The organism is Agrobacterium sp. CCNWLW155, from assembly GCF_036888815.1.
GTDB classification, from domain to species: Bacteria; Pseudomonadota; Alphaproteobacteria; order Rhizobiales; family Rhizobiaceae; genus Agrobacterium; species Agrobacterium radiobacter.
Map to the genome: position 1 here is coordinate 26,892 of NZ_JBAKFW010000020.1, position 14,143 is coordinate 41,034.

Sequence of the window (14,143 nt, forward strand, 5' to 3'; positions counted from 1 at the left end):
CAAGGAACTGCCCGAAGTTTACAATCCGGCTTTCTCAATGTGGGTTGTCGAACAATCGAAAAATCCAAATGGAGGAACCTATGCGACGGTAAGATACGCTTAGCGATCTTTCGGCCCGCCACGAGATAGCAACGCGCCAACAGGGCCCTTGGGCCGAGGCTTGAACGTGATTTCAAAGAGTCCATTCTCGTCGCGTACGGTCTGAGGGCGATCACGCGCAGCGTCGAAGACTTCGGATATCCGATCTTCAGCGTCTCTCCGCTCCCAGGTAGCTACAAAATTCCGCACGTGACCCTCATAAACTGGAGTCTCACATTAAACGATTCCTTGAGAATTGTGAACGTCGGCGGACCAATACCGAAACGCGAGTCCTTCAAATACGTCTTTGCCTATGGGGCGGCCTCAGCCGCACTGACGAGCGATCGAATTCAACCTGGTCGGAGAATATCTACCAGATCGGGAGTCACAAAACGAGTTTACAGGGCAACGGAAGCGACAACCAGTCAGGTTCTGAAGGCATCGCCTGTCGCATTGAGAACATGCCTCCTAAGACGGGTATGGTCGATGTCTGCCGCGACACCTTACACCCGTCAAATTCTGAATCACAAATAGTTACGGTTGACCAAACGACACCTGCAATCAACATTTACCGAACCACCTCCACATTGTCCCGACGGAGACCCGGGCATGTTTCTGTTAGACACGAGTGTTTTAAGTCAGGTCCAATACAAAAAGGCGCACCCTTCTGTTGCTGGTTGGCTCGCCGAACAAAAAGATTTGGCGATACCCTTTCCGGTGCTTTTAGAAATTCAACAGGGCATCGTTGAAATAGGCGTGAGCCAGCCGGCTCTAGCCGCGGAGATCATGGCTTGGTTCGATGAGCTGCTCGAATGGGAATTCCTGTACCCCGACATCAACCACGAAGTAGCCAAAACTCTAGCCAAGCTCCATTGTTGCGAGCCACTAAGGCATCTCTGGTACACTAATCCAGAAAACACCAAGAAGCGAAAACCTGGTCAGGACCTCTTCATCGCGGCCGTCTCTATCGCCCACGATCTACCAATAGCCACGCTGAATGCCAAAGACTTTTCCCTGATCAATAAATATCATGCGCTCCCCGGCGTTTACAATCCGGGCTTTTCGGTGTGGGTGGTTCAACCGGGGAGTAGTCCAGAGATCATGACCCAACAGGCGATTCGGTTTGCCTAAAGCACTCTCGGGCCACGTGCGGAAAGATAAGCGCCAGTTGGCGCTTTACCCTCTGCCTTGATCGTGATTTCGAGGAGACTTTCATCGTCACCAACAATCCGCGGCACGCAGTTTTCGCCAACTGAAAGACTTCCGACATTCGAGCCTTGGCCTTGGAGCGCTCCAAATGTGCGCCGGTTTCATCAAGCGCTACCAACTCCGCTATCTGCGAACGATAAGGAATAGATGCTAGAAAGGTTCGTGTTTGCGCTACGTCGGACACACATGGGAAGTCGGTTGGCTTCTTGAAATTGCGGCAACTGGCTCCTGAGTAGAATATTCCAAGCGACACATAATTTTTGCATTTCTGTATCGTGCGAATGCATAGAGCCCATCCTATATGCTTGGGCAATCGAAATCCGCTAAAGGAACCCGGACATGGGCTGGATCAAAAGAATCGCCACTGCAACCGCACTTCAGGCAATAGCTTTCTCTCCGTCGATAGCAGGCGAGAACCTCGACCAGATCAAATCGGCAGGCGTCATCAAGATCGGCACCGAAGGAACCTACGCTCCGTTCACGTTTCATGACGCCTCTAACAAGCTGGTCGGATTCGACGTTGAGATCGGCGAAGCCGTAGCAAAGAAGCTTGAGGTGAAAGCTGAATTTGTCGAAGGCAAGTGGGACGGTCTTATCGCTGGTCTTGATGCAAAAAGATATGACGCGGTAATCAACCAAGTTGGCATCACGGAGGCACGTAAGCAAAAGTACGCGTTCTCAGAACCGTATATCGCCTCGAAAGCGGTCCTGATCGTTCGCGAAGGCAACACGGATATCAAGGGGTTTGAGGACCTGAAGGGCAAGAAGTCCGCGCAGTCTCTCACTAGCAACTTCGGTAAACTCGCCGAAGCTGCAGGAGCCGAACTGGTTGGCACCGATGGTTTTGACCAGTCCATCCAACTGGTATTGACCCGCCGCGCGGACGCAACCATCAACGACAGCCTGTCTTTCCTAGACTTCAAGAAGCATCAGCCTGATGCACCAGTGAAGATCGTTGCAGAAAAATCCGACGCTGACTTCTCGGGAATCATCGTCCGCAAGGGAGATGACGATCTGGTCGCGTCGATCAATAAAGCCCTTGCTGACATCAAGGCAGACGGAACCTACAAGGCCATTTCCGACAAATACTTCGGACAGGACGTCTCCAAGTAAACCTGTCGTCGTACGGCACGTTGCGTAGTTACGTTCAATCGGTCGTCCGGCGTTTTCGCCGGGCGGCTTTGTTTTAGAGGTGAGCTTTGCCCCACTGGCTTCAATTGATGTTGGATTCGTTCCCCACCCTGTTGTGGGCAGGCATCCGCTTTACCATTCCACTTACGCTGCTCTCGTTTGCGCTCGGACTCGCACTTGGTTTGGTGACGGCTGTTGCTCGACTCTTCGGACCTGCACCTATCTCGGCGCTTGCTCGTTTTTACGTGTGGATCATTCGTGGCACCCCTCTGCTTGTGCAGCTCTTTGTTATCTTTTACGGGCTGCCGAGCATCGGAGTTCTTCTTGACGCATTTCCGGCCGCACTGATCGGTTTCACGCTGAACGTTGGGGCTTACACATCTGAGATCATCCGCGCGGCGATCAGTTCCGTTCCCAAGGGGCAATGGGAAGCGGCTTATTCCACCGGTATGAACTGGCAGCAGGCGATGCGCAGAACGATCCTGCCGCAGGCCGCAAGGGTATCTGTGCCGCCTCTCTCGAACTCATTTATTTCACTCGTCAAAGATACGTCTCTCGCGGCGGCAATCACGGTTCCGGAGCTGTTTCAAGCTGCACAACGGATCGTAGCTACCACCTACGAACCACTCATTCTTTATATCCAGGCAGCGCTTATCTATCTTGTACTGAGCTCTGTCCTCTCCGCGTTGCAGTCGCGGCTAGAGATAAGGTTTTCGCGTTATGGCGGGCTGTTGGAGGCCAACCGATGATCGAACTCAGTAAGATCGAGAAACGCTTCGGGGAAGCGGTTATCCTCAAGGGCGTCTCGCTGCAGTTTCCAGAGGGAAGCGTGACAGCGCTCGTCGGTCCTTCCGGCGGCGGCAAGAGTACTTTGTTGCGCTGTATAAACCTGCTGGAACAACCTGCCTCGGGAACAGTAAGTGTCGGCTCCGAGCTCGTCGAGTTTCATCCCGGACGCAAGGCTCGTTGGCAGGACATCCAAAAAATCCGGAAGCAAACCGGAATGGTCTTCCAGAACTTCCAGCTGTTTCCCCACCGAACCGCCATAGAGAATGTGATGGAAGGTCTCCTCGTCGTCCAAAAATGGACGAGAGAGAAAGCTCAGGCCAGAGCCATGGAGTTGCTTACGAAGGTCGGCATGGCGCACAAAGCGGACGCTTGGCCTGCAAATCTTTCAGGTGGGCAACAACAGCGTATCGCGATCGCAAGGGCCCTGGCCCCCTCACCTCAGGTCCTTCTTTGCGATGAGCCTACTTCTGCTCTTGACCCAGAGTTGGCTGCTGAAGTGGTGGACGTTCTCGGCACGCTCGCGAGGGAAGGCACTACGATGGTCATGGCGACGCATGATCTGCGGCTCGCCTCTCAAGTGTCGAACCAAGTGGTGTTTCTTGAGGCAGGCGTGGTAGTGGAGGCTGGGCGTCCGGAGGACCTTTTCCGTTCGGCCCGGCATGAACGCACGCGTCAGTTCGTGTCCTCCATTAGCGCGGCGCAAGCTTTTTGATGAAAACTCTGGCTACAACATAGCCCCCTTTTTTAGCTCGTCAAAAGGAGCGGTGTTGGTTTCCGCGCAGAACTGAGCCGGTTAGGCGCAGCCATGTGAACCTTCCCCCAACGCGGCGAGCGACGGGGGCAACGGAGTGAACCACATGGGACATTTAAACAACCTCCGCCGGATGGCGCTGCGCGAGAAGCAGTCAATCCGAGAGATCAGCCGGCGCACTGGGCTGTCACGCAACACGATTGCGAAGTATTTGGGCGCTGGTACGGTTGAGCTGACGTTCACGGTATCTGGAGTTCTCTTAAACGGTTAATGTTGACGAGAAACCTTTTGCAGGCGATCCGTGCGAACCGCGAAGCCAGTGCCACACCGTCGATTGGAAACAGGTCACCATACAGCTTCACAAATCTTCGGATGGGCGGCAGGCACACGGAAGGCGGGCGGCCTAAAGAAGCCGGCAGGCCGCCCAAACCATTTCAACACTCATCATCCAATCAGTAGTCATTAGTGACTACTGATCTTCAAGGCGGACTTTGCGCAAAACGCGCTGTCTGCCTTGAGAGAAGTTATGGCCGGCAAACCAAAACACCGGCGGCGTTGTGTTCACCGTGGGGCGCTTCTCTTTACCTATGCCAGAGCCGCATTCTCGAAGTGTGGACTACTTGCAAGAATGGAATTCAGAATGGCGCGAAATCGATTTCGATGAAGTTATGGATAGGTGGCGAGGAAAGGCTAAAGACCTTGAAGTCGCCCGTCCAGAAAATCCTCAAAGCGTAGCAGCACCTCGTTGAATTTGCGGGTCTGCTCCCAATGTAGGGCATGACCGGCATTCTGAATACGGATCGGCTTTCCGCCCCAGACGTTCGCAAAATGGAGGCTATCGATGTAGTCTAAATTGATGACTGTATCGTTCTCACCGTTTATGATCGCAAGTGGGATCGTAGACGTCTCAGCTGTGTGCCGCTGATTGCTACCCTCCCCGGCAATGGCAGCTTCGATCATATATTGGCGAGCTAGGCCATCTGTTCGGCGAACGGCATCAAGAAAGAATTGATCACCAGATGCGCCGCGCCCCAAAGCGAGTTCGACAACCGTGCCGATTTGCTGCTCGGTCAAGACTGCACTCCCCGTATATTCCATCTCTGGGGTCGGCTTAAATCCGGCTTTCAGCCCGTCAAGGTTGTTCGCGATCGGCGGGGTACCGAAAATCAAAGCGCCGTCGACAGAGGCCTCTTTTGCAAGCATTTCAAGGACAACATGGCCACCTAGCGAGTGTCCGACGGCGACAAACCTATCGACGCTCAAGCCCTTCAAAGCTTCCAGCAGCGCGTCCGCGTAACCGGTAATGCTGTAGGTACGTCTAGGGTCGACTGCGTTTCCAGAGGCACCATGTCCGGGAAGATCGAATGCAATGACACGTCGCAGGCCCGCCAGCGCCGAAATCTGTGGTTTGAACGATTCCTTGCAAACGGAGTTTGCGTGGATCATCACCACGGGGACACCAGTCCCTGCCGTATCGATAAAAGCGATAGACCCGTGGCTGGTTTCTATTATCTGGTTGGACATCCCATCTCCTGCCGAATCTGTCCGTCAGAAATCAACAGTTCCGAATGTGTCCGTCAAGCCACGCGGCTGCGCGCTCGGATATGCAGTTGGTGCGGGAATGTCAACGTGATCACCTCAAGTTTCCCGCAGACGCTACGCCCGTTATCGGGCACGAACGGAAGCACTGGAAACAAATCGTTCGACGATTTACATTAAATTTTGAAAAGGTGGTACGCCGTCCCCGGTCCTGAACCTCCCAAGATTTTGGAAAGGCACACAATGATCCGCAGGTTTTCTCTTGTTATCGCCGGCGCATTGATGAGCGCAACTGCGATGAGCATCATTTATTCGTCTGTGGCACCTGCCGAAGCCGCCAATGAAACCACGTATAGGGAGTTGGCGATTTTCGGCGAAGTGCTGGAACGTGTCCGGGCGCAATATGTGACGCCGCCAACGGATGACAAGCTTATCGAGAATGCCATTAACGGCATGCTGTCGTCTCTCGACCCGCATTCCAGCTTTATGAACGCCAAAGACGCCAATGATACGCGCACCCAGATCAAGGGGGAATTTGGTGGCCTTGGTATTCAAGTGTCAATGGAGAACGAACTGGTGAAGGTGATCGCTCCGATGGACGATACACCCGCAGCGAAGGCTGGCGTTCTGGCCGGGGACTTCATTTCCGAGATCGATGGCCAGCCGGTGCGTGGCCTGAAGCTGGAGGAAGCTGTCGAGAAGATGCGCGGGCCGGTTAACACACCGATCAAGCTGACACTGATCCGCGAGGGCGCGGACAAGCCGATTGAATTGACAATCGTGCGTGACATTATTGCCGTAGAGGCCGTGAAATCCCGCGTCGAAAATGATGTCGGGTATCTCCGCATCGTTTCCTTCACCGAGAAGACCTATGACGACCTGGAAGCCGCGATCAGCAAACTTAAAAAAGACATTCCAGCCGACAAGCTGAGGGGCTATGTGCTCGACCTGCGCCTTAATCCGGGTGGGCTGCTGGATCAGGCTATAAATGTTTCGGATGCGTTTCTTGAGCGCGGTGAAGTTGTTTCCACACGGGGCCGCAATCCCGATGAGACCCGACGCTTCAGTGCAACCGCTGGTGATTTAACGGATGGCAAGCCTGTTATTGTGCTGGTCAACGGAGGGTCGGCCTCAGCTTCGGAAATCGTTGCCGGCGCATTGCAGGATTTGCGCCGTGCGACTGTTATCGGAACGCGTTCTTTCGGTAAGGGGTCAGTTCAGACGATCATCCCAATGGCTGATGTGGGCGCGCTACGTTTGACAACCGCGCTTTACTACACGCCGTCCGGTAAGTCGATCCAAGGGACAGGTATCACACCAGACATCACTGTCGAACAGCCGCTACCACCCGAGCTGTTGGGCAAGCTGGAAGCCACTGGTGAAACAAACCTGCGCGGCCACATCCAAGGTCAGAGTGAGACTGATGACGGCTCGGGGTCCTCTGCCTACGTACCACCTGAAGTCAAGGACGACCTTCAGCTTCAGTACGCGTTGGACCTGCTCCGCGGGAAGAGGATCAATCAAGCTTTCCCGCCGAATCCGGAAAAGGCAGCTTCCCTCAAGTAAACAAACATCGACTGGCAATAATCTATCGTGTCGCAAATGAGATGGCTAAGCAGCCAGATCACCTCGATGTTGTAATGGGTACTGCCTACAGAGGCCGGCTGGATCAAACGCGGTTGATGTAACTGTAAGCTTCAAAAGGTCGGCAGGATCGTAAATCGGACCGTCGGTTTCCTTTGCAGCCGGCGGCCTTGAGATCGAGGCCGTTCACGAAATACCTAACGGAGCGGACCCGGTGTCCTACTTGATCCCTTAGACTAGGGCAGGAAATATGGTGGGTTACCGCACGACGAATTCTACATCTACGGGGACTTCCAACGGTCAGTGCCACCTCACAAGACGGCCTTCACCGACTAGCCGCATTGGTAGAGAATGTCGTCGTGTATATCCAAGGAGGTAACGGTGTTTCATTGGGTTCATCGATTTCTGGCGGTTTTGGGAATTTCTATCAGCTCAGCCATTGCGGCGGACGGCGACGCAGTGAGGACTTTTCACGACGCTGTCCATGTGGGCGAAGTGGAAACTGTTCGGACGATGCTCGCGACAGAACCTGGCCTGGCGATGTCTAGGGACGAATATGGTTTCCAGCCGGTACACCTCCTCGACATGTATCCCGATGAAAAAGTACTCGATCTCCTGCTTGCAAACGGAGCCGACATCAACGCCGCGAACGACGACGGCGTGACCATTCTCCACATTGTCACCGACCCGGATGCTGTCCCGCTCCTTGTGGGACGAGGCGCAAATATCGAAGCTCGCGACAAAAGAGGATGGACGCCTTTGATTATGCAGGCGAACAACCAGCAAAATGGGCCAGACGTCGTGGCCGCCCTTCTTGCTCACGGCGCTGATCCGAATGCCGAAGGACACAATGGTGAGACTGCTCTTTCCTTCGCAAGGGAAACTGGCGATGGATCGTTTATCGAGGTCTTGATCGCTAATGGCGCAGTGAAGTGAAGTGAAGTGAAGTGAAGTGACGACCGTTTCAGCTTCGATGCTCCTACGCAAGCTGCATGACTGCTTCCGGCCCGAAGCGGACTATCTTCATCTCCCATGATATTGTAATTCTCTGGAAAGTATCCCCATCATCAGGTCGTCATGCCAGACGCCGTCAACGAATACAGTTTCGCGCTCCCGTCCCTCAACGATGAAGCCGCACTTTTGATAGGCCCTAATGGCTCGCTCATTATAGGCTAGGACCCGTATGCCAATCCGGTGGAGGTACAGCTCCGTGAAAGCGTGGTGCAAAAGCAGTCGGATTGCTTCGCTTCCAAATCCCTTTCCTAGCTGCTGGGAATCGTAGATCGCAATTGCCATCGACGCTCGTCGATCCTGAGCATTTACGCTGTGAAGTTTGATTTCACCAATCAACTGCCCAGCAACTTCAATGATCCAGGCGTATGGGTTGACCGAGTGGGCACGAGCCCACGCTTCTGCCGCATCCATTGTCATAGGTTTGGTATCAGCGTGGCTGACACCGAACATGCGCACAATTTCCTGGTTGTACCCCAACGAAAAGCGGGCTGCGGCATCATCAGCTGTCGCGGGCCGTAGGCGCAAGCTTGGCCCTTCCATGCAGGTCATTATCGCCTCAATCGGAGTGTCTGGTGAAGGTATTCTATGCGAAACCAAGGTTCGCACAATGACTGCATTTGGCGCATCTACGTCACAACGGCACCCGGCCTAAGGGGACTTCGGGGCTCGCGAAATTTGACGAGCGGTCGCTTTTTCTCCAGGCGACGAGCAGCCTCTCGACATTTGCATCAGCGCCGTCCTCGGACTGTAGTTCAATGTCATACCGCTTGCCGAAATGAATCGTCTCAAAATCCTTCTTGGCGCTACCCACCGGTCTGTTACCTCTCGCGGCTTCACGCTTGACCAGCATTTCGAGCGGACAATGTACAGCGGCGAAGAAGACATCGTGCTCCGCCAAAAGATCAACGAGTTCTTCCAGCCATCCCTCGGTATCGAGAATGTGTTCAAGGATCAGATGATTACCCGCATCGGCATATGCCCGCAGCGATCCATGGAACCCGTGGAAAAAGGCCATGCGAGCGTCAGTCCAGCGAAAATCACCACTCTTGAAGCGTTCGGTCGGAAGCACGCCAGCGTCGCGCAGATGATCGATCGATACGTGCCAGAATGGTTTCTCGATGCGTTTCTGCAATGCCCTCGCAATGGTTGACTTGCCGCTGCTCGACGCGCCATGAAGAAAAATAACGTGTGCCATCCTTTCGTCTCCCGGTTTCCAGGCCGCAATTAATGCAGGCATATGACACATCAATGACCGCTGATGGCGCTTTCCTCCCAAGGCGACTATTGGCGTAATCCGTCGAATCGGCCTTTGGTCCAAACCAGACAAACAACTATGTCCTGGTAGAGAAGCGAAACGCCAGTTCGCTTCCCAAATCGACCCTCTCGATCTCCGAAATGTCCGAGGCAGCCAACATTCGCTCCCAAAATGCGTTCCCGGGTTCGTTGTTCGACATGACGCTAAGCTCCCAGATACCGGAGCGGCCATCGAGGAGGCAGGAGAATGCCTGTCGCCCGATTCCGGCACTCCGGAACAAGGGCAGCACATAAAACTCGGCGATTGCAAAGTCGGTGCCTTTTCCCGAGGGCGACCAAGTGTTCACCAGAGCGAACCCAACGGTATCTCCGTCTTTGACAATTAGGTAGGGCCAACGGCCGTCGTCGGTCCAGTAACAGTCAAAGTAAGGGTATTCGAGGTCGACATCCCCGTACTGACTTAACTCTACCAGATAACCAGAAAGCATATCTCGTAATTCAGATTTCTTTGCCTCGCTGGCAGCTATAAGTCTGATCGTCATGATTTCCTGGCTCTTCGCGGTCATAGTGACCTGGTCTGGAGATAGCGGAGGCGGAGTGCTGTTCGGACAATCTGCTTCTGAGCCAGAAACATCACGAAGCCGGCGGCATCAATCGAGCTATATTTGCTGTGCAGTACCATACTCTTCACGGTGAAGCGGAAGCGATCTCTTTTAGGAGTTCAATGAACGCGCTGGTGCGAACCCCCTTCGGGTTCTGTCGTAAATCGACAGTTTGCACCACCACTAGACGTTTTGACGGGACGACCGCGATAATCTGCCCGCCGTAGCCGGAGGCGTAGAACGCGTTCTGACCCCAAGTATCTTCTGGAAGCGTCCACCACATGTAGCCGTAACCCTGCCGTATCCGCTTTGCCCACGAATAGGTAGTCGTCGATTCCCTGACCCACGCCGCTGGGATGATCTGCTTGATGCCCCACTTTCCGTCATTAAGGAAAAGCTGGCCAAACCGGGCTGCATCGCGGGCGCTGAGCTGGATTGGATAGGCGGGATGCTCGGACAGCTTTTCGAGATCGTATCGACCATCCTTGATCGAGAAATCCTCCATTCCGATCGGTCGAGCAATCCGCTTCTCGAATCCTGCGAAGATGTCCTCGCCAGTCTGTTGTCGATAGATAGTCCCCAGAACGTTAAAGTCCCAATTGTTATAGAACCAGAACGACCCAGGCGGGTGACTTCCGCGCGCAGGCCGCTTGCGCTTTATGTCGGCGGTCTCGTGACCGGCTGGATGATAGATACCCGACCGCGACATGAGCAGATCACGAACCGTCGCGGTTTTCTCCTCAGCCGAAAGGCTGGGAGTATTGTCATCAACGCCAAGTCCGGAAAGACGGGCTGAAAGTTTAATCCGCCCCTCGGCAACCGCAATGCCGTAAAGAGCGCTGAGCAGGCTCTTGCGAACGGATGCCATATTTACTTTGCGAGAAGTGTCACCCCAACGAGCGATCACCCGTCCATCCTGGATGATCATCACTGCGGTAGATTTGAGAGATTTCGACTGCAGACGCGCCGCCTCGAGCCGCTCCGTGGACCAGCCGGCGGTCCTCGGAGCGATGTCCTCCCATGTCTGGGCGCGGGCTGCACCCGCAATGAAAATCCCAAGAAAAAAAAGGAATGCGAATCGTCGAATGAACATAACGCCTCCCTCTCCGACGAAGGAATGAACATCCAATAATGGCGGCTTTCCGGCACATCAATACGGGCGACAGCCATCGGTGCGATTTCCGCACAATCCACAAAATTGGACAGGCAGGCCACCATAGCTTGACAACAACGCAACGGCCTTGCCGACACCTTCATGACAATCGACGTATCCCTCTAAGGACCGTGCGAGGATGAACGTTGTACTTTTGAGCGATCTCTCGAACGGATGCGCCGGCATTCAGCATGGTGCGGATTTCCCTGCATTGCACCTTAGTCAGCGCGGGACGCCGCCCAGGTACTTTCCCTTTTGCGTTTGCAGCCGCAATATCCGCGCTGCCATTGCGCTTCGTGTCGGTGATTGCTTAGATCAGCAACGGCGCGCACGCCCTCCGACGATCTACGGCTTTCTGGCTTTGAAAGGACGCTGGAGTAACTCGTTTGGAATCGCATACTCTCTCCATTCTCCCTCAACGAGAGAAAAGATACGGTTTCCGTAATCAAATACGTGCAGTCTGCCTTCCCGGGCAAAAATCGCTGATGGCTGAACCCGTTTGCTCCCGAGCTGGAGCTTCACCTTTGGTGTGAAGGTTTTTGCTAAATGTCCATCGAAGCGAAACAATTCCGAGTCAGCAATGAGGACCAATTCGTCGTCGAGATAAGCAGCATCAGAATAATGCTTTTCGCGGTCTTGCAACGATGAAATCTCAGAGAAACCGCTTTCGGGTGTTCCTATCATAACCAAACCGTCGGAGCCCACCAAATAATCATTGCCTCGATTGTCGGAAGCGACAGCGGCTAACGATGCATATGGTGGTGAAGTCCTGGCGATCCGTTCAGGCAATTCCTGACGTTTCCAACTGCCGGGTGTTCCTGTGTAAAGCGTAGTTAGAACCGGATGGGTACCCTTTTCAGCTCTCAGTCTTTTTTTCAGTTTGAAGCGTTCGTCTTCCGCCATGTCACTCCGATATAGGGGATGGCCCGGGTAAAGGTTGAAATATCGTTGGTTCGGTCTTTGGATCGCAACGATAAAGATTTCACCCTTGATATTCTCGCCGAGAATGGCCCATTCAGTCTCCGAGTAAGGATATTCAGTTGTAAGCGACGGCGACACGTCCTCCCAGCTCTCGCCTTTTCCGAGCTTCAAGAAGTTCCCGCTGCCTGCCACAAGCCAACGATTGTCGTAAGGAAGAATGGAGCGGAAATCGACTTCGGATGCGGTCTCGGATTCGGCTTGAGTTCCGGGGATGATGAAATGCTGTGAACCGTCTGGACCGACGACGTAAATATCGCCCTGAAGGCTGATCGTGACATAGGAAGGCCCTGCATCGTCTTTCAACGACGGTATCACGCGGATGTCGCGCAACTCCCTGCGAACATCCGACCGCGAGAATGTTTGTTCAACGGCGTCGCGTATGAGAATGATCGTGTACGGATCGTCCCAACGCGGTCCGCCCAACAGAGCAGCGAAGTGGCGGTCAGTGTGTCCCATGGATGCCTGATAGAGTTTGGGCTCCCATTTGCCGTACAGCTCTTCGAAATCTTGCTCGTCATTCAAAGTGTCGTCCAAGAAGGTCTCTCCTTTTTACGGATATTTTCCAGCACGAAGTACATCAGCGATCTTGCCTGTTGGAAGCGGTTTTTCCTTCGTCCTTCCCGGAGCGGAAAGACCTGTCTTCTTCTTCACCTGCTCTTCCGCCCGCGCGTTTGCTGCTTCTGCGCAGGCTTTGTCGATTCCTTTTGTTGCCAGCAGCGCATCTTGAGACGCCAACAAGATATCTTCCATAGGAGCTGTTCCCGGATAATCCGGATGATCAATCCCTTTCAGCTCGTTTCTGGTCAGTTCATGCACACCGCCAGAGCCGTTTTTTCGGCTGTGTTGGGCCTCAGTCAGACAAATTGACTCCCCTTCACCTTCGGTAGGAGCATTAGGCACTCTTTCCGTCGTTACTTTCCCTGGACGATCGCCCAGACGGTATGTCATGTCGGCGACGACGTGGTGGGCATAGTCGCCCGCGCCAGAACACTCCTCTTTAATTTCGTCGTACGGACCGATCAGACATTTTTTACGTCGTCTTTTCTTACCATCGATCCTGGTACTTGGACCGAGCGGCGGAGGAGGGACTGGTTGAGGACCAGGTTTGGGGTCTTCTTTTTTTTCTTGCTCCTCTTGCTGTCGGGCTTCTCTGATGTCTTTCAGCTTTTGCTCGATTTCCTCGTCAGAGAGACCTTGGAAGGGGGCCAGCAAACCGTTTACTTCCGCATCGGACATCGTTCGAACGTCCATTGGTTTGCCGGATATTGATGACAGGATATCGTTTGCCAGCGGCACCCTTTCTTCTGGATCGATGGCAATACCGTATTTTCCGGAGAAATCCCAAGTCTCGCGTTTCAAAATATTCCCAAAAGTGACAGGTTGGCGGCCACCAAGAAGCTTGTCCTGAACAATTACCGCCTGCCCTGGTTTGGACATTATCGCGCCCAAGGCACGCCCCTCAGTGGCCCGCTCATCCTCCGGCATTGAGAGGTCGCGGAGCATATCCTCGAGCACCATGGCCCAGATACCTTTCCGCAAGAGTTTCCCACCACCAACCTTTGGCAGACTGGGAGTTTTGGGAATCGGTCGAGATGTCGACGGAGCGTGTGCTCCACCACCATTTACAGTACCTGTGGCTGTACCAGTGAGTGCGCGAGTATTATTGCCATTGGACGAGAACCATCCATTGTTACCGGCATCGGTCATCGTTCCGGTTGCAGCTTGCGCCAACTGCACAGGCGCATCATCCTGCCATCTAAGCGACCCCCGCACCGGATCATCATCCTTGGGAGGATCATAGGTCTGCGTGCCGCGGACGAAGATCGCCTCACCCTGGGTATTCCTGCGGTTCATATAAAAACGATCGAGGTGGCGAATGACATGCGAGCCTTCGGCACGGACCTGATCAGCATGCCCGATGGGTTCGCAGATGCTTTCCACCGTGCCGGATTTTACCCCCTTACGGTTACCGGGCGCGTCACCGTGCACATGTGTCGTACACGAACGCATCACCATTGCCTTTTTGCCGGTGAACCGAACAGACGGCGTATAGTTTTT

14 protein-coding genes are annotated in these 14,143 nt (G+C 54.0%); 6 read left to right on the plus strand and 8 right to left on the minus strand.

Annotated features, from left to right (window positions below):
* The first annotated feature begins 687 nt into the window (after positions 1 to 687).
* From V6S97_RS26965 to V6S97_RS26980, 4 genes are all read left to right on the plus strand, one after another.
* Positions 688 to 1,209, plus strand: a complete 522-nt coding sequence (locus V6S97_RS26965) for a PIN domain-containing protein (protein ID WP_111782282.1) — start codon at positions 688 to 690, stop codon at positions 1,207 to 1,209.
* A gap of 417 nt (positions 1,210 to 1,626) precedes the next feature.
* Positions 1,627 to 2,400 (plus strand): amino acid ABC transporter substrate-binding protein, encoded by a 774-nt coding sequence (locus V6S97_RS26970; RefSeq protein ID WP_334428121.1) that lies wholly within the window; start codon positions 1,627 to 1,629, stop codon positions 2,398 to 2,400.
* An 86-nt stretch (positions 2,401 to 2,486) separates the two neighbouring features.
* Entirely contained in the window at positions 2,487 to 3,167 is a 681-nt protein-coding gene (locus V6S97_RS26975; protein ID WP_262568825.1) for an amino acid ABC transporter permease, read from the plus strand.
* Positions 3,164 to 3,919 carry an amino acid ABC transporter ATP-binding protein gene (locus tag V6S97_RS26980; RefSeq protein ID WP_334428122.1) on the plus strand — a complete coding sequence of 252 codons (756 nt, stop codon included), beginning with the start codon at positions 3,164 to 3,166 and terminating at the stop codon, positions 3,917 to 3,919. The genes V6S97_RS26975 and V6S97_RS26980 overlap by 4 nt, the downstream gene beginning before the upstream one ends.
* A gap of 729 nt (positions 3,920 to 4,648) precedes the next feature.
* Here V6S97_RS26980 and V6S97_RS26985 read toward each other — a convergent pair.
* Positions 4,649 to 5,482, minus strand: coding sequence for an alpha/beta fold hydrolase (locus V6S97_RS26985; RefSeq protein ID WP_334428123.1), 834 nt, complete (start codon positions 5,480 to 5,482; stop codon positions 4,649 to 4,651).
* Between the two features lie 258 nt (positions 5,483 to 5,740).
* Between V6S97_RS26985 and V6S97_RS26990 the strand changes: the two genes are divergently transcribed.
* Together V6S97_RS26990 and V6S97_RS26995 are read left to right on the plus strand one after the other, a co-directional pair.
* Positions 5,741 to 7,063 carry a S41 family peptidase gene (locus V6S97_RS26990; protein WP_334428124.1) on the plus strand — a complete coding sequence of 441 codons (1,323 nt, stop codon included), beginning with the start codon at positions 5,741 to 5,743 and terminating at the stop codon, positions 7,061 to 7,063.
* Positions 7,064 to 7,462: 399 nt separating this feature from the next.
* Positions 7,463 to 8,017 (plus strand): ankyrin repeat domain-containing protein, encoded by a 555-nt coding sequence (locus tag V6S97_RS26995; protein WP_334428125.1) that lies wholly within the window; start codon positions 7,463 to 7,465, stop codon positions 8,015 to 8,017.
* Positions 8,018 to 8,104: 87 nt separating this feature from the next.
* Here the strand turns inward: V6S97_RS26995 and V6S97_RS27000 are convergent, their stop codons facing one another.
* The 7 genes from V6S97_RS27000 to V6S97_RS27030 all read right to left on the minus strand — a co-directional run.
* Entirely contained in the window at positions 8,105 to 8,644 is a 540-nt protein-coding gene (locus V6S97_RS27000) for a GNAT family N-acetyltransferase (protein WP_334428126.1), read from the minus strand.
* 82 nt (positions 8,645 to 8,726) lie between these two features.
* Positions 8,727 to 9,290 (minus strand): chloramphenicol phosphotransferase CPT family protein, encoded by a 564-nt coding sequence (locus tag V6S97_RS27005; RefSeq protein ID WP_334428127.1) that lies wholly within the window; start codon positions 9,288 to 9,290, stop codon positions 8,727 to 8,729.
* Between the two features lie 136 nt (positions 9,291 to 9,426).
* On the minus strand, positions 9,427 to 9,891 hold the full coding sequence (locus tag V6S97_RS27010; RefSeq protein WP_107676629.1) for a GNAT family N-acetyltransferase: 465 nt from the start codon (positions 9,889 to 9,891) through the stop codon (positions 9,427 to 9,429).
* Between the two features lie 145 nt (positions 9,892 to 10,036).
* Positions 10,037 to 11,044, minus strand: a complete 1,008-nt coding sequence (locus tag V6S97_RS27015) for a serine hydrolase domain-containing protein (protein WP_334428128.1) — start codon at positions 11,042 to 11,044, stop codon at positions 10,037 to 10,039.
* Between the two features lie 160 nt (positions 11,045 to 11,204).
* A complete protein-coding gene (locus tag V6S97_RS27020) occupies positions 11,205 to 11,411 on the minus strand; it encodes a helix-turn-helix domain-containing protein (RefSeq protein ID WP_107676553.1) in 207 nt (68 codons plus the stop codon).
* Positions 11,412 to 11,449: 38 nt separating this feature from the next.
* On the minus strand, positions 11,450 to 12,619 hold the full coding sequence (locus V6S97_RS27025; protein ID WP_334428129.1) for a hypothetical protein: 1,170 nt from the start codon (positions 12,617 to 12,619) through the stop codon (positions 11,450 to 11,452).
* Between the two features lie 15 nt (positions 12,620 to 12,634).
* On the minus strand, positions 12,635 to 14,143 hold a 1,509-nt coding region (locus V6S97_RS27030), incomplete at its 5' end, for a DUF4150 domain-containing protein (protein WP_334428130.1).